The organism is Reichenbachiella sp., assembly GCF_965233835.1.
Lineage (GTDB): Bacteria > Bacteroidota > Bacteroidia > Cytophagales > Cyclobacteriaceae > Reichenbachiella.
Map to the genome: position 1 here is coordinate 4448776 of NZ_OZ247585.1, position 16426 is coordinate 4465201.

12 protein-coding genes are annotated in these 16426 nt (G+C 40.6%); 8 read left to right on the forward strand and 4 right to left on the reverse strand.

The features are described from left to right. Positions 1 to 47 precede the first annotated feature (47 nt). The gene (locus ACO6S2_RS18880) at positions 48 to 1034 is read left to right on the forward strand and encodes a bestrophin family protein (protein ID WP_422360119.1); all 987 of its coding nucleotides are present in this window, start codon (positions 48 to 50) and stop codon (positions 1032 to 1034) included. A gap of 57 nt (positions 1035 to 1091) precedes the next feature. Then, complete coding sequence (locus ACO6S2_RS18885; protein WP_422362457.1) at positions 1092 to 1358, forward strand: DUF2752 domain-containing protein; 267 nt, start codon at positions 1092 to 1094, stop codon at positions 1356 to 1358. Here the strand turns inward: ACO6S2_RS18885 and ACO6S2_RS18890 are convergent. Further along, positions 1343 to 2041: an RDD family protein gene (locus tag ACO6S2_RS18890; protein WP_422360120.1), complete on the reverse strand. Its 699-nt coding sequence runs from the start codon at positions 2039 to 2041 to the stop codon at positions 1343 to 1345. The genes ACO6S2_RS18885 and ACO6S2_RS18890 overlap by 16 nt on opposite strands. A 30-nt stretch (positions 2042 to 2071) precedes the next feature. Between ACO6S2_RS18890 and ACO6S2_RS18895 the strand changes: the two genes are divergently transcribed. Genes ACO6S2_RS18895 through ACO6S2_RS18920 form a run of 6 tightly spaced genes read left to right on the forward strand, consistent with a single transcriptional unit; the run spans position 2072 to position 8080 of the window. Further along, positions 2072 to 3037, forward strand: coding sequence for a stage II sporulation protein M (locus ACO6S2_RS18895; RefSeq protein WP_422360121.1), 966 nt, complete (start codon positions 2072 to 2074; stop codon positions 3035 to 3037). Then, entirely contained in the window at positions 3018 to 3860 is an 843-nt protein-coding gene (locus tag ACO6S2_RS18900) for a hypothetical protein (protein WP_422360122.1), read from the forward strand. Before ACO6S2_RS18895 ends, ACO6S2_RS18900 begins: the two co-directional genes overlap by 20 nt. Positions 3861 to 3883: 23 nt before the next feature. Beyond that, on the forward strand, positions 3884 to 4597 hold the full coding sequence (locus ACO6S2_RS18905; protein ID WP_422360123.1) for a hypothetical protein: 714 nt from the start codon (positions 3884 to 3886) through the stop codon (positions 4595 to 4597). 58 nt (positions 4598 to 4655) lie between these two features. Continuing rightward, positions 4656 to 5762 (forward strand): DUF4350 domain-containing protein, encoded by a 1107-nt coding sequence (locus ACO6S2_RS18910; RefSeq protein ID WP_422360124.1) that lies wholly within the window; start codon positions 4656 to 4658, stop codon positions 5760 to 5762. After that, on the forward strand, positions 5752 to 6732 hold the full coding sequence (locus tag ACO6S2_RS18915; RefSeq protein ID WP_422360125.1) for an AAA family ATPase: 981 nt from the start codon (positions 5752 to 5754) through the stop codon (positions 6730 to 6732). The genes ACO6S2_RS18910 and ACO6S2_RS18915 overlap by 11 nt, the downstream gene beginning before the upstream one ends. A 7-nt stretch (positions 6733 to 6739) precedes the next feature. After that, positions 6740 to 8080: a DUF58 domain-containing protein gene (locus ACO6S2_RS18920; protein WP_422360126.1), complete on the forward strand. Its 1341-nt coding sequence runs from the start codon at positions 6740 to 6742 to the stop codon at positions 8078 to 8080. Between the two features lie 52 nt (positions 8081 to 8132). On the opposite strand, the gene ACO6S2_RS18925 is transcribed toward ACO6S2_RS18920, so the two are convergent. The 3 genes from ACO6S2_RS18925 to ACO6S2_RS18935 all read right to left on the reverse strand — a co-directional run bounded on the left by ACO6S2_RS18925 (position 8133) and on the right by ACO6S2_RS18935 (position 16422). Further along, a complete protein-coding gene (locus ACO6S2_RS18925) occupies positions 8133 to 11006 on the reverse strand; it encodes a hypothetical protein (protein WP_422360127.1) in 2874 nt (957 codons plus the stop codon). A 239-nt stretch (positions 11007 to 11245) separates the two neighbouring features. Beyond that, positions 11246 to 13942, reverse strand: a complete 2697-nt coding sequence (locus ACO6S2_RS18930) for an Ig-like domain-containing protein (RefSeq protein WP_422360128.1) — start codon at positions 13940 to 13942, stop codon at positions 11246 to 11248. A 284-nt stretch (positions 13943 to 14226) separates the two neighbouring features. Continuing rightward, positions 14227 to 16422: a molybdopterin cofactor-binding domain-containing protein gene (locus ACO6S2_RS18935; protein ID WP_422360129.1), complete on the reverse strand. Its 2196-nt coding sequence runs from the start codon at positions 16420 to 16422 to the stop codon at positions 14227 to 14229. Positions 16423 to 16426: the final 4 nt, after the last annotated feature.

Genomic DNA, 16426 nt, shown 5'->3' on the forward strand with positions numbered 1-16426 from the left:
ATATAAATGAATGCATTAGATTTAGCTAAAGTCAATATTGAACCTATATGTACATTAAAAGAAATTATGGTTTTTGGATGACCTTCAACTGGTCTAAAAAACCTTTTATCCTTGGACTTATTTATTCCTTGCTTATATACGGTGCCTCACATCTGATCGACTTTCATATTTATATTCCGTGGCAACCGATAAGCATTCTGGGTATTGCTGTTGCCTTTTATCTGGGGTTCAAAAACAACAGTTCCTATGACCGTACCTGGGAAGCGCGCAAGATTTATGGAGGCATAGTGAACAGCAGCCGTAGTTTTGGTGCGGCTATAGTGGCGTTTGTCAAAGGAGCAAAATCCGATGAGATAAAGAAAGAACTTATTTATAGGCATGTGGCCTGGCTAACCGCTCTGCGCTATCAGCTTCGGCTGAGTCGACCATGGGAGCATAATGAAGACCGACTTTCACAAAGATATGCTCCTACAGTTTGTGAAGCTTATACCAGAAGCTTGGATCAAGAACTAGAAGCGTACATCACTCAAGAGGAAATCAAAGCACTCGACGGAAAAACCAATACGGCCACTCAAATAATGAAGAATCAATCACAACGAATGCAAGAATTGAGAGATCAGGAGTACTTTGAAGATTTCCGACATATGGAATTGCATCAGTTGGTCGTCAGTTTTTTTACTGATCAAGGCAAAGCAGAACGCATCAAAAACTTTCCATTTCCAAGACAATACGCTTCTACTGCCCTTTGGCTTACTTTGTTATTTGCCCTATTCGTGCCGCTAGGACTATTAGATATTGCCAAGTCCGCTAATGGTTGGATTTATTGGATCTGTCCTGTATTGTCAGCGCTCATCATTTGGGTCTTTTTCCTTATGGAAAAAATCGGTGACTATTCTGAAAACCCTTTCGAAGGCACCTACAACGATGTGCCGATCACCTCCATTTCGAGAGGAATTGAGATAGACTTGAGAGAAATGATTGATGACAAGAACATTCCTGCTGCGATTCAGGATGAGAATGGGTTTTTACTGTAAAAAATGTTTAGTATTTACATAAAAAAATATTGGCCATCGTTGGTGTTGTTTTTGTACATGACCGGAAGCACTATCTTAAAAGCATTTACTTCATTAGACCTCACCATTCCATGTTTGATAAAGCTGATTACCCATAATGATTGTTATGGATGTGGGCTAACAACTGCAGCCACTCATCTGTTACAATTCCAACCAAAACTTGCTTATGAAGCAAACGCTCTTGTATTTGTTATACTTCCTTTATTGGGATTCCTGATGATCAAACACCTCAGAGATTTCATAAAAGATCAACAAGAACAGTCTACAAATCAAGCCTCAGCATGAGCCTTATGATAGTCCTGAAGCAACCTTTGAAGAAAATAATAAGCCCAGTCTTTGTCGTATTCGGCATTAATTTTCTCGGCTACTTTTTGTGCTAACTCCTGAACAACTGGATGTGCTTTATCTCCTACCCGATTGCGCAGAATAGTACGGATGATTTTCACCTCCTCGGCGGTAAGTTGAGTTACACCAGAGTACTTAATACCTTCATGAGGGTTAATATTCATTTCCTCTGTAATTTGTCTTTTTAGTTCATCCTCAGATTTGACCTTCACCAACACTGTTCCTGCAGCCAGATCACCCAACCTTTGATTATGGTCAGTAAAAAAAATGACCGCCAAACCTAATCCATAGAGACTATCAATTGGACGTAATAAAAACCTCAAAAAGTAAGAACTGAAAGAAGCCGAATCGCCGTTTCTCTTCATCACACGAATACCTCTACTTCTTTTTCCTACGCTCTGACCATCCATAAACAGTTCACAGATCAAGTGATAAAAAAAGACAACTGCAAAAAACAAAAATACAACTAGGTCATTTCCAATAGCCATACCCAAAAACACGATCCCAATACTAATTCCAGCAATTACAAGAAAATCGATCAGATAAGCTAGTAACCGATCTCCTATACTAGAAATTTCATATTGAATTTGGACATTCTGATTCGTGTTGATGTATATTGCCATTCTTAAAATATTTAAATAGTAAGTTAATTAATGCAAGAAATCAGCTTCTTTAACAAAAATGAAGAAAATTGGAAAGAAATCGACCTCAAACTTTCTGCACCCTCCAAGGTATCAGCTGATGAACTATCTGACCTTTACATAAAACTGACAGATGACCTTGCATACACTCAGACCAACTACCCAGGTAGCAAGACCGAAGATTACCTGAACTTACTTGCCAGCAAGATTCATCATCGCATATATAAAAACAAGAAAAGCTCACCTTCTCGAATTATAGATTTTTTCAGTTTTGAATTACCGAATATCCTTTACAAACATAGGAATTCATTAATAACATCTCTGATTATATTCATCTTATCTTGTCTAATAGGAGCTTATTCAACACATGTAGACGAAAAATTCCCTCGTTTAATTATGGGTGATCAGTATGTTGATATGACTATCGAAAACATTCAAAACGGCAATCCTCTTGGTGTATATGAGAGCATGGAGCCCCTTTCAATGTTTTTATACATCACTTTCAATAATATTCGAGTATCATTCATGGTTTTTGCTGCCGGCATATTTTTTTCCGTGCTGACTGGTTTTTTACTCTTCAAGAATGGAGTCATGCTGGGCTGTTTTCAGTATTTCTTTTACACAAAGAAATTGTTGTACATTTCTGTGCTCACCATATGGGTACATGGCACACTTGAAATCGCTTCCATTGTAATTGCTGGTGGTGCGGGCATCGCATTGGGCAATAGTATAATGTTCCCTGGTACTTACTCCAGGTTATATTCCTTTCAATCCACAGCCAAGGAAAGTGTGAAAATTATTGCCGGACTCATTCCGATTTTTATTGTAGCTGGTTTTCTAGAGGGCTTCGTTACAAGGTTTTCGAATGTTTCAACTATTCCAGCAGTATTTATTATTATTATTTCAATTACATTTTTACTTTATTATTTCATTTACTACCCGTATAAATTAAACCAGTATGGAAAGAATCAACTTTAATCAAGAGCGAGATCTTGGGACTATTCTTCAAGATTCCTCTACATTCATCAAGCAAAATTTCCTGAACATCATGAAACCTACAATTGTTGTGGTTATGATACCGCTACTTTTAGGGACTTTTTTGATGATTGCTGGCATGCAAAGTATGTATGGAGAAATGGCAACAATGACTGACCCATTACAGGTTTATGGTGCCATGGCAGGAATGATCCCAGCCTATATCTTAATGATGGTTGCCTTTGTGCTGGCCTATGTTATGTTTATAGGCTATATAAAATTGTATACCGAAGGTCAAGAAGACATAACACTAAGTGATCTCACACCAATTCTAAAGTCAAAAGGACTTTCTTTGACACTTTCATCCATTGCATTAATCATAGTCATTTATGCAGGTATGTTTTTGTGCGTACTTCCGGGAGTTTATCTAGCCATAGTGCTTACTCATTTCTTTGCCATTGCAATTATTGAAGACAAAGGATTTGGAGCAACCTGGAAAAGATCTTTTCATCTGATAAAAGATAATTGGTGGTCATCATTCGGACTTTATCTTGTCACCTATCTCATTGCTTTAGGGATAATGATTTTAGTCTATATTCCAGCTTACGCCATCATGGCGTTGGATATGTTTTCTGCAGTGAAAGAAAATGATCCTGAAACTATGATAAATTCTATGTCAACTACGATGTCGTACATCACACCTTTTTATTACATAATCGGATTGGTAATATCATTGTTATATGCAGTGGTTTCGTCATTCAAATACTTTTCTCTTATGGAACAAAAAGATGGATCGAGCGAACGTGAACTGATAAATAAGATCTAAAATCTGCTGAATTAATAATTATTTTGAAGTTCGGGTTAGTCTTTTTTTTACTATTAAACGCTTTTACGTCAACCTCCAAAGGAGCAATAGATTCTATTGGTTTGGATTCTATCAGAACATTTGACCAGAAAAAGCTAGATACATATAAGACTGACCCTGAGTTTTCCTACTTGCACGAAAGTCAATCCTCACATTGGTGGGATGGTGCTCAAGAATGGCTGGCCAACATACTGAGCGATTGGTTCGATGATGTTACTCCAGAAAGGATGGGTAATTTTTTTTATTATCTGTTTCGAGCTATTCTGTGGGGGCTATTGCTTTTTGCCATTGCTATGGTAGCATACACTTTATACAAGAGAGGTTTTTTTGGTGTATTTAGTAGAAAAAAACATTCCATAGACCCTTTTTATTCTGAACTTGAAGATCAGGTTTTAGAAACCAACTGGCAAGAATTGATTGATGAAGCCGTGATAAAAAAGCAATACAATATCGCTATCAGATTACTTTTTTTGCAACTATTGCAATCCTTGAACCATTCTGATTTAATTGTATGGGAAAAATCTAAATCCATACGAGACTACCAAAGGGAGCTTGCTGACGAATTCAAGGAAGGCTTCCTTACTTTATCTCAGTTTTACCAGTACGCATGGTTCGGAGATGTCGCTATTGATGAATTGCATTTTATCAAAATCCATAGAGAGTTTAAATCGTTTAACGTGGATTCGAATGTGGAGTAAATACAAATACTACCTTTGGCCCTGCCTAGCATTACTTACCATTGGTCTTCTAGAATCGATGAAACCAAATGAAACCATTTGGCTTGAGTCTTACTCCAAATTTGACAAAATCCCTTATGGCAACTACGTATTGTACCATCAGCTAGAAGACATATTTTCTGCTGGCGTACAACCTTCATTCGAATCATTAAATCAGTCAATTGATGAATCAACTAGTAACACAAATCTTATAATTATTAATAACGTTTTCGAGGCCGAAGAATATGAAATTGAGCGTTTGCTGAATTTTGTGGACAATGGAAACCAGGTAATGATCATAAGTCGACAAGTATCGGACTTTTTATTGGACACCTTGGGTCTAAGCACTAGCTTTGAATACAGTTCTACAGTTGAATCCAATGTCCAGCATTCCATTGTCGCTGACACTTCACGCTACAGTGGCCCCTCCTTCAATATTTACTTCAAATCGTATTTTGATAGTCTTTCAGCGGCTCAACCACTTGGATACCGATCTGATAGCCTCGTCAATTTTATAGGTCTACCATATGGTATGGGTCGCATTTTTATTCATCTTCATCCAAGCGCATTTACTAATGCATTTATTCTGACCAAAAATAATGATAAGTACATTCGGGACGTACTAGCTCACATGCCAAATCAACCGACTATATGGGATGAATATTATAAGGCTAGAAAAAATTACATCAAACAATCTCCTTTTCAGCAGGTTCTTAGCACAAACGGTCTGCGTCAGGCACTATACCTTACCCTCACCGGAACCTTTCTATACATGATTTTTTATTCAAAACGAAAACAAAGAATCATTCCGATTTTAACCCCAAAATCAAACGCTTCAGCAGAGTTCATTGAAACTATGGGGCAACTTTATTACAATGAAAGTGATCACAAGGACATTGGCATGAAGAGGGTCAGCTTTTTTTTAGCCGAGATAAGAGAAAAGTACAGAATTGACACTTCCCAATTAGACCAAAACTTTGCTCAAAAAGTATCTTCTTTATCAGGTGTTTCTAAAGATTTGATTGATCAATTGATTATTAATTTCAAAACGATAAACGCTTCCGATGAAGTGTTGCCAATTAGAATCATCGAGCAAGATGAATTGTTGAAAAAATATTATAAAAAAGAACAAACATATGGAAAATGAGGACTTGTTTGAATCAAGGGTGGATCTTACAGAAGTCGCTAACACATTTAACAACATTCAAACCGAAATCAACAAAGTAGTTCTTGGCCAACAGAAAATAGTAGAACAATTATCTATTGCGCTGCTATGTGAAGGTCACGTATTGATAGAAGGTCTCCCAGGTGTGGCCAAAACCCTTACGGCAAAGTGTTTGGCAAAAACAGTAGATTCAGATTTTAGCAGAATCCAATTTACACCGGACCTTATGCCAAGCGATGTCATTGGAACAATGATCTACAATCCAAAAACCAATGAGTTCAGTTTCAAACAAGGCCCAATACACTCCAATGTAGTTCTCATTGATGAGATAAACAGAGCTCCTGCTAAGACACAAGCTGCCCTATTTGAGTGTATGGAAGAAAAGCAGGTGACCATAGATGGCATAACACACGAGCTAGGGTCTCCATTTATCGTGATTGGAACTCAAAACCCGGTAGATCACGAAGGAACATATCGCTTGCCCGAAGCTCAACTAGATAGATTCATGTTCAAACTGCAGGTTGATTACCCTACACTCGAACATGAACAAAACATCCTTGAATTGCACCAAAATATAGGCCGACGGCTGGATTTGATTGGCATTAAAAAAATAATCAACCTTGAAAAATTAAGATCCATTCAAAAGACCATATCACAAGTCAAAGTTAAGCCAGAAATTTTAGCGTATATAGCAGCTATCATACATGAGACTAGAAACAACCCTAACATTTATCTCGGTGCCAGCCCAAGAGCTAGTCTTTGCTTGCTTCAAACGTCAAAAGCCCTTGCAGCCATTTCAGGCCGCGATTTTGTAACTCCCGATGACGTGAAGGAAATGGTAACACCCGTTGTTAATCATAGAATCGTTCTTAACCCAGAAAAGGAAATGGAAGGCATGACCAACCACAGCGCCTTAAAATATATTGTAGACAATATCGCTGTTCCAAGCTAATTAAGGTTTGAGTTTAATAAAGGTCATAGGGTCTGTCTATATCTCCAAAAACTTCTTCTTAGGTATTGGGGTATTGATATTTGTTTTTGCATTTGGAAGTGTTGTGCCATTTATGCTCGGCATGGCATATCTACTTACAGGACTATTCCTTCTTGTCATTCTCGCTGAATTGTATCAATTGTACAGACTAAAGAAAGGTGTAGAAGCCAGTCGCCAAACACCCTCTAGGTTATCCAATGGAGACAATAACAAAATCTACATTCTCCTTAACAGTCACCTCCCGTTTGATTGTAAATATGAACTGATAGACGAGCTTCCTTCTCAATTTCAAAACAGAAACATATCATTCAGTGGTCTCCTGGATTCTGGAATGGAAAAAACAATTCAATATACGGTGAGACCCGTGGATCGAGGGGAGTATAATTTCGGAAATGTAAATGTTTACATTTCCACACTCGGACATATGATTCAAAGAAGATATCAATTTGAAAAGGAAAAAACAGTAAAGGTATATCCTTCTATTATTCAAGTAAAGAAGTATGCTTTCTTTGCCATATCTGATCACTTACAAGATGTAGGTATAAAAAAGATTAGGAAAATAGGGCACAACTACGAATTTGATCAAATTCGTGAGTATGTAGAAGGCGATGATGTCCGCTCCATCAACTGGACAGCGACTGCTAGAAGCAATCAGCTTATGATCAATCAATATCAAGATGAAAAATCACAAGATGTTTACACCATTATAAACAAAGGAAGAGTGATGCAAATGCCTTTCAACGGGCTGACCCTTCTGGACTATGCTGTCAACTCGTCTCTGGTGATGCTCAATACTGCATATGTAAAAGATGATCATCCTGGTCTCATTACATTTAACAAACAGGTTGAAACCATGATATTAGCGGCTAAGAAAAAAAATCAAATCAGTCAGATTCTAGAAACACTTTACAATCAAGAAACTGATTTTTCTGAAGCGGATTATGGTAAACTAACCTATTGGGTAAGAAAAAAAATCAAAAAACGTGGGCTAGTTTTTCTTTATACAAACTTTGAAGGGTTGGTTAGCCTTAAACGAGAAATTCAGCATCTAAAATCAATGGCTCAGTATCAAAGACTGATCGTCATTATTTTCAAAAATGTTGAAATTGACGAAATGGTGGATAAAGAATCTAATGATTTGGAAATGATCTATACAAAAACCATTGCAACCAAGTATCAGGTAGAAAAGCAACTGATCATAAAAGAACTTCACCATAACGGAATTGACGCCATACTCACTTCACCCGAAGACCTTACAGTCAATTCGATCAATAAATACTTAGAAATCAAAAAAAGAGGACTACTCTAGCCATTCATTTAAAATTCAATAAGCCGCTGTCGATTAGTTCTTTGTAATGAGATTAGTCAACATCTTCAGAGACATTCTTTTTGCCTGAAGTCGAAAAAGGATTAGGAATACCGACAATTTCCAGAAAACCTTTCCCTGCTATGCCTTTGCTTCTGTTTTCTTCGGCTTTGAGGTAGCGCTTGAGTGCTTGCTCTAGTGGGAAAATACAGAAAGCAATCAAAACATTGATACCCAAATCCATAACCGGCGAACTCTCCACATCAAAATAATTTCCAGCGATAGCCTGTAAAAACTCAATGATCAAAACCAAAGCAAGTACGGTCAGTACTTCTGTGATAATGATGTACTTTTCTTTAGCACGTCGGTTCATAAAACCTGAAATTGCCACCAATAATATCATTACTAAAATCTGTAAGCTGTAAAACCATAAAGTCTGCCAATAAGGTGGCTTGATCTCAAAATCGAAGGACTCTAATTGCTCAATATTTCCAAAGGCATCCTGAGTTCGAACATCCAGACTGTAAGAACCAGGCTGTAAGTAACTGAGGGTGATTTGCGGATTGCTCACCCATTCAGACCAGCTATCGCTGATACCCGTCACTCGATATTGATAAGTGGTGTTGAGGATACCTCGATAGTCTGGCTTGCTCAATTCGAAATAGAACGTATTTTCATCGTAGTCAAAAACCATAGCACTATTCAAATGAATGTCCCCTTTGTTGCTGGCGGCTCTTCGGATAAAACTACGGCTCATGGTAAATAAGCTGTCGTCCTGAGACTCGTGGTATTCGAGCAACTCATTGGCACCGTCAATTGCCCAAAGTCTATCATCATATGCCGACACATAAGACATGTCAGGGAATAGCCCAAAAACATCCATCAATTCGATGTTCTTTTCATGGTCTATTCTATACCAGTTTTTACCATTGAAAACCCACACCTCGCCATCTCTCTGCTGTAGATGTTTGAGAGGTTTACCCAAAACATTCATGAGTGACTGATCAGGTACTACTTTCAGTTTTGCAGAGTCAAGGTAAAAATATCCCTCGCTGTTGATCAGGTATAACCGGTCCTTTAAGAAAGTCAGTCTTGGGTTGTCGATGAACTGATTTTTGTACTTAAATATTTTGTAATCGAAGTGATCTACAGTGATATCATCGAACTCGATTAAAGCCGTCGGCGTAGCAAACCATGTTCGACCGTCTTGATCATTGAAAGCTGTTTTTACCAGATCACCATGCAAGTTGAGGTTTTCTGTCTCCACCCACTCGTCATCTTGTTTGTAATAGATTTTGACCTCGTTGTACATGTTACCAACTATCAGGCGGTCATGCTTTTTTTCTGGTGTAACAAAACGTATCGGTTCATGAATCACCATTTCCGCACTATCACCCTGAATAAGAAACACACCACTCGTTCCTGCCGCATAGAGATCTTCCTGATAAACGAAAAAACGCTCCGTTTTGAAGTGGATACCATCAACATGTTTGAACACCCACTCCTCGCCTTCTAACTGTTTTCGCATTTTACGTAATCGCACGTTTTTAGAAACAATGGTGACTTCTTCTACAGGTTTAAATATTTTCTGAGAGGGCTTGTTTTTGTGTTCTTCTTGAGGTTCTTCCTCCAATTCTTCCTCACCGCCTTCTTTTTCAGCTTTTTTCTTCTCTTTTCTAGCTTTTCTCCGAGCTATCCTCTGTTCTCTTTTTGAAAGGACTCGTTGTGGTTGTTCTTCCACCTTCTCCTCCTCTTGCTCATCATTTTCTGGCGAGTCCTGTTGTGTAGTCTTAGACGGTGTTGACTTTACGATCTTCTTTTTTACAGTTTCATAATAGGGAACATTTTTGTATCGCTCCACTTTCGTTAAATGATAAACACCTTCGCTAGTGGCAACATATAAACTCTTATTATAAAAAAATGCTTCATAAAGGTGCCCGTGCAGCCCTTGAAAATTACTAAAGGTTTTAAAGGGTATACCCAATTCCATTCTGGACAAACCGAACTCATGAGAAATCCAAAGACCGTGTTCTCGATCTATACCAATCGCATGTACTTCATTGTCAGGCAGACCTTTTTCTCTATTGATTACTTCTACCGTGTGATTTTGACTATAATCATAGAGAATGGCGCCATTCTCTAATGTGCTTAGTGCAAAATGATTATCATCTACCCATATTCCATTGTCGACAAATGAATCGTTGTCGTACAATAAATCCGACACCTCACTTCTAGTAAAAACACTATCTTCATAGATATAGATGGTGTTATCGGTGGTACCAGCTAGGTAGACGTTACTAGAAGGGTGTTTTTCAAAAAAGATAAATTCACTGGAATTATACTCTGGCCATTCAAAACCGACCAACTCATCATTCACAAATTCATACAGTTCCTTATCTGTTTGAACCAAAATCTTTCCTTCCACCACAAATAGTTTAGAAAAAAAATCCTCGTAGTCAACAAGCGTGGTTCTCATTATAGAATTCGTAGAAACATCGTATCTAACAATGGTTTCCTCATTCACAAAAAAAACAGAAGAACCAAGGTATAAAGTCTGAAAATAGAGTCCATCATCATTGGCCACGGAATCGAGCGATTGGTATTGCAACTTCTTATCTACAATGCTCAACAAGCCAAAATCTCCTACGCAACCCACGTACAATTGGTCTTGATCATTGAGGTCCAATGAAACAGCCGCACTCGGTGTAGAAATGTGACTCCAAGAGTTGCCATCATATTGAATCACTCCTGAGCGGTTAGCGATGTAGAGCTGTCCTTTGCTATCTGACTTTATTTGATAGTTGACATCATCTATTCCAGGAATGTTATGATGGTGGTGAGTCAGGAACAAATCTCCTTCCTGAGCATAAGAACAAACAAAGCCCAAAAGCCAACAGCACGTACTAATAAATCGAATCGTCCAACGCATCCACTACGACATTATCGAATGAAAAAAAATTGAGCATCAAATATACAGTTTGTTTGATATGTAGCATTATTTTAATGCAATTCAATCATGAAATATCCATGTTTTAAATATCTAACAATGTTTAATTGAACCATGTACTAACAAAGGAGTGAAAGCCTAAAAAACCACTCGGCTGAGTGGTTTTTTAGTTTCAGCAGTATATTCTACTATTAAGTCTGCAAAATTTGATAAGCACCTATTTATTCAATTAATAATTTATGAGTATTAGACTGCTCATTGGATTCTACCTGCAAAAAGTAAATACCTTTTAGTTCTTTAGTCTCAATTTCTATAATGGATAATTCTGTAGTCCACCTGTTCCAAACCTTACCATGAATATTCAAAATAGTGATCACTTTGCTGTCCACGTTAGAGCCAAAGTCTAAAGTCACATGTCCTCTGGATGGGTTTGGATACATATTTAGATAGTCTGTGGTTGCATTCAATTCCCGTGTATTAGCCATCCTCGCCGAACTACATGAACCTAGATTGGTCCATCCGGCACACGACGACGGTACACATCCACCATTTTTGATACCTCCAGTCCATTTCACTTCGTACAGCGTCCCATTATACTCCACCTGATCTCCGTGATTATAGCCTTTTGGTTCCCACGCGGGGGCACTGCATCCACTGCCACCAGCATTCACTGACAATGAGACACTAGCACCGAACCCGCCATCTAGTGTGATGACAGTGATATTGGTAGCACCACTTCCTTGAGCGGTCACCCTTCCCGTATTATCTACCGTTGCTACTGTGGCATTTCCAGTACTCCAAGTGACCCCTTTATTGATGGCATTCTGAGGTGTTACCGTAGCCTGCAAGTCAAATGTTTCTCCGACCAATAAGCTCAGGTCAGTCATGTTCAAACTTACACCATTTACAGCAATGGTAGACGACCCACCTTGTTTGACTAGCTCAAAATCGTCGGCATAATAGTCTCCACCTCCGTTGCTCCAAAACCATACCTTATATTCCTGAACGTTCCCGCTAGTCGAAAATGTAATTTCACCTCGTTGATAACCAGTGGCATTAAACAAATGATTGGCAATGAAAGTGTTTGTGGTTTGATTAGTGACTCCAAGGTAAATCTCTTGGCCCTGGCCTCCTACCTTACCATAGCAAGAGAGTATATAAGTAGTGTTTGCTTCAAGGGAAACCACCTGCTGTAGCCCGCCATTGCCATCTACATATCCTGCTCTGGTGCCTGAATTGGCATTGCCATTTACATTAGAACTATTACCATAGCTGGTTTCCCATCCGCTAAGATCTCCGGTCTCAAACCCAGCATTAGTGAGCAAGCTAGTTTCACTAACTGTCACTTGCAAGCTCGCCGAAAAACCACCGTCTTGAGTCGTGACAGTAATGGTTGTGGTACCTGCCGATACACCAGAAATCATTCCATTCCCATCGACCGAAGCAACGGAAGGGTCAAGCGATGACCAAGATACTTGCTTGTTGGTCGCATTGACGGGTAACACCGTGGCAGTCGCAGAAGCTGTTTCTCCCGCCTCCAGCGATACACTTTGCGGACTTACGTTTACATCTGTGACTGATACATCAGGTGCAGGGTCGCCACCAGTGGATAGCTCGAAGGAATCGCACGATGCCGTTCCACCGCTCCAAAACCAAATTCGATACGATTCTTCTGTAGCCCCGGTGGTAAAAGTTATGCTCCCTTGCTGAAATGAATTACTAGTGATTTCATAATTGTCAATAAATTCATTCGTGGCAGCCTTAGACACGCCCAAAAATGCATTGGTACCAGACTCAATTTTTCCGTAGGCTGTTATGGTATAGGTGGTGTTGGCTGCCAAGGTTACATTCTGTCCAACACTTGCATTGGTCACTTGTGCATGATAGTTACCGCTTTGCGATCCTGTGTTAATTATGTTAATGGTACCTGATCCTGCGGTCCAGTAATCCAGATTACCATCTTCAAAGCCGGGGTTGCCCAATGCACCGGTTGGCAATGGAGGATTGTTGCTGCTACCTGTTTTCTCCCATACGCGTACATAGTCGACATACATACTGGTAGGCATGTCTGCCAGAGCAGCATTAGCCTCTGGGTCAGTCAGTGGATTGATAGCATTGTTTCTGTTGTCAAAAAATTGAACAAAAGGCTTTCGCAATCCCAACGACAAGGTTACATTCATGGGACGGTACCAATAGGTGTTAGGTTTTCTGCCCACTTCTACGCCATCTACATACCAGATAATCTCATTTTCATTGACTTCGCAGCCATAAATGTGGTAGTCAGCTCGCGGATCCCAGGGTGCCCGCCATTTGTTCAATTGCTCTTCAGGATACTGTTTAGGTCGTCTCCATTGTCGTGCGCCATTATGCTTGACGACAGCATGCAAGTTGAGGTCCATGTCTCGGACATCATCCTGATGACCTTCGTACCAGTCGAATTGCTGTAACTCTACCACGTCGATTTCAGAATAGATAGTTTTGCCCTCGCCCACCGATTCATCGAAATTACTAAAGAGCCAAAACGATGGACACACGCCTGAACCAGGTAACGGCGCTCCCTTTATTCTGGCTTCGTAGTAGCCGAAGGTAAAAGTGTTGTAGGATTTTAATATACCTGATTTGAAATAGGTACCGCCATCCGAAGCATTGGCTGGGTTGTGCCTCATGGTGAGTTCGGCAATGCCATTTTCTACCTTTACATTGTTAGTATTATCCCACTTCCAAGAAGATGTATTGGGTAGATTTCCAGATTTGATCCATTTGGCCCAATCGGGCGAAGTCCCATTAAATTCGTCAGATGCACTCCATCTTATCTCCCAAGTATCGTTTGGATTGGAGGCTTTTGAGGGAAGTTGACTATACGCTTGTATAGTAATGACCATCAGAAATAGCCATGAAATTAAGTAATGTTTTGTCATGTTACTAAAGTTTAGTTTAGTCCCAGGACAATCAACTCTTCAACCCTTCGAGATACAGACATACGTTTAGACATCTGACCATACACAGCCAGTCATTTTCTAGGTAAGTTTGGCTCAATAGGCATCAAACTTGACCATCCGAAAGGACTTGAATTATTTTACCTATCTCAATAATAGGCTGTTAATTCATAAAACTACTCCTAAAAATTACCTATCAATACCACTATCTTACCTCACGGTTCTGAATAGCTAATAGGTGTTCATGCTGAGTAATTATGTTAGACTCAGTCAACACTGTGATCACTGAGCGGTAACGTATAAAACCGTTTCCCAAGAGCTTTAGCAACCCCATTGAAAATGGCCGGGGCAATAACAGGCACACCTGGCTCACCGATACCTGACGGCGCTTCATCGCTCTTGATAAGTTTCACACGCACTTCTGGTGCTTCCGACATACGAGCCACTTGGTAATCATTGAAATTGTTTTGTTCTACCTGACCATCTTTGACCGTAATCTTACTTTTTAGTGCGATGGAGGTACCGAATATGGCTGAACCTTCGAGCTGGGCTTTGACCGTATCTGGGTTGACCACCAAACCACAATCCGCAGCGGTATAGATTTTCTTCACCCGCACTTCGCCATTTTTTACAACGACATGTGCTACCGAAGCCACATAGGTGAAAAAGCTGTACTCTGCCGCCAGACCATAGGCTTCACCCTCAGGCAATGGCACTCCCCAATCTGACAGTGCAGCCACTTCTTTTATGACGGCTTTCATACGGGCTGAATCGAATTTGTGTGGTGCTTTGGAGGGCACTACCCGATCTTGACTCAAAAGCTCTAACCTATGCAGGACTGGGTCTACTCCCCGAAGTTCGGCCAACTCGTCCATAAACGCATTGGCTGCAAATGAATGATGAATGTTACACACGGAACGCATCCATCCAATTCTGAGATGTGCTGGTGCTTCTCCATTCTCTATCTGATAGTTTGGAATCTCGTTCCACACTGCCGTGCCCTGTCCGATTTCCCAATTAGCTCCATAGGTTGAACCCGGTTTGAAGGTTGAGCCGATAGGTGGAAAGGAGGTCCGGTGCAGCCAGCCTGTCACCGCACCTTTGGCATCCAACGATGCTTTCAGCTTCTGCGCGCTACACGCATGAAAATAGCTATTTTGAATATCGTCTTCTCTGCTCCATAGCACTTGAACAGGAGCTCCCTCCGATTTGGAAAGCGCTACTGCTTCGATGATGTAATCAGGCTTGGCCTTTCGACCAAAACCTCCTCCGAGCAAGGTCACGTTGATGGTGACTTTGGCAAGGTCAATATCAAGGAAAGCAGCTACTTCTTTTCTTGCCACCTGCGGGGTTTGCGTTGGGGCCCACACTTCGCAGGTACCATCTCCCTTCACCCATGCGACGGCATTGGGGGTTTCCATGGGAGCATGCACCAAATGTGGTGTCACAAAATCTCTTTCTAGCAACTGATCGGCAGTACTGAAAGCCTGATTTACGTTGCCCTTTCCATTATTTTTTTTGAGTGGCTTGTTGACCGACTGCTTGAGTTGGCCAAGATACTGCTCTGTATTGTAACCCACATTATCTCCGTAATCCCAATTAATTTTCAAAGCTGCTTTGCCTTTCTTGGCCGGCCAATTTCCGTTAGCTACCACGGCTACACCGCTCTGATTACCGAAAGGCTTGCTAATCCTAGGCAACGCAAGTACGCGCTCTACACCATTCACTTTCAATGCCTCTGTGTCATCAAAGGAATTGATCGTACCATGAGCCACGGGACATCGGGCTATCGCTGCGTATTTCATACCTTCAAGCCTGACGTCGATGCCGTATGTGGCTTGGCCTGATACAAAACCCTCAATATCCACACTCTTCAAACCCTTGCCGATGTATTTAAAATCTTTGGGTTCTTTCAGTTTTACGGCACTCTTTTCTGGTAGGGGTTGATTTTTCAAGTCATCGACCAAGTCGCCATAGTATATTTTCTTACCAGAGGTATGCACCACGTGGTGATTTTCAGTCTTGCACTCACTTGGATCTACCTGCCACTGAGCAGCAGCAGCACCGATCAGCATAAGCCTGGCCATGCCTCCCATTTGCCTGATTGGCACCAAGGTGGTGCGAATGCTCCGAGAGCCGTCTGTGTTTTGATTGCCATATCGCTCATCGCCCGTGGCCTGAACGACTGATACTTGGTCCCAGTCGGCATCCATTTCGTCGGCGATGGCTGCGGTAAGTGACGTCCGTACACCCTGCCCCATTTCAGATCGGGCAGCTACGATCTTTACGCTGCCGTCGGAGAGCAACTGCACAAAGTGCGTAGCATCTGCCATTCGTAGAGGCTCATTGGCAAACAAGCCGAAAGATTCTGTGAGCGGATTGCAGGCAAGAATTAGCCCGCCACTCGCCAACCCAAGACTGGCTAAAAACTTTCTTCTCGAGATTTCTGTAGTATCTGACATGGCG

Coding starts and splice junctions, on each gene's coding strand:
- ACO6S2_RS18910 (WP_422360124.1), top strand. CDS start 4,656: ATGAAACCAAATGAAACCATTTGGCTTGAGTCTTACTCCAAATTTGAC.
- ACO6S2_RS18915 (WP_422360125.1), top strand. CDS start 5,752: ATGGAAAATGAGGACTTGTTTGAATCAAGGGTGGATCTTACAGAAGTC.
- ACO6S2_RS18930 (WP_422360128.1), bottom strand. CDS start 13,942: ATGACAAAACATTACTTAATTTCATGGCTATTTCTGATGGTCATTACT.
- ACO6S2_RS18880 (WP_422360119.1), top strand. CDS start 48: ATGTACATTAAAAGAAATTATGGTTTTTGGATGACCTTCAACTGGTCT.
- ACO6S2_RS18890 (WP_422360120.1), bottom strand. CDS start 2,041: ATGGCAATATACATCAACACGAATCAGAATGTCCAAATTCAATATGAA.
- ACO6S2_RS18895 (WP_422360121.1), top strand. CDS start 2,072: ATGCAAGAAATCAGCTTCTTTAACAAAAATGAAGAAAATTGGAAAGAA.
- ACO6S2_RS18900 (WP_422360122.1), top strand. CDS start 3,018: ATGGAAAGAATCAACTTTAATCAAGAGCGAGATCTTGGGACTATTCTT.
- ACO6S2_RS18925 (WP_422360127.1), bottom strand. CDS start 11,006: ATGCGTTGGACGATTCGATTTATTAGTACGTGCTGTTGGCTTTTGGGC.
- ACO6S2_RS18885 (WP_422362457.1), top strand. CDS start 1,092: ATGACCGGAAGCACTATCTTAAAAGCATTTACTTCATTAGACCTCACC.
- ACO6S2_RS18935 (WP_422360129.1), bottom strand. CDS start 16,422: ATGTCAGATACTACAGAAATCTCGAGAAGAAAGTTTTTAGCCAGTCTT.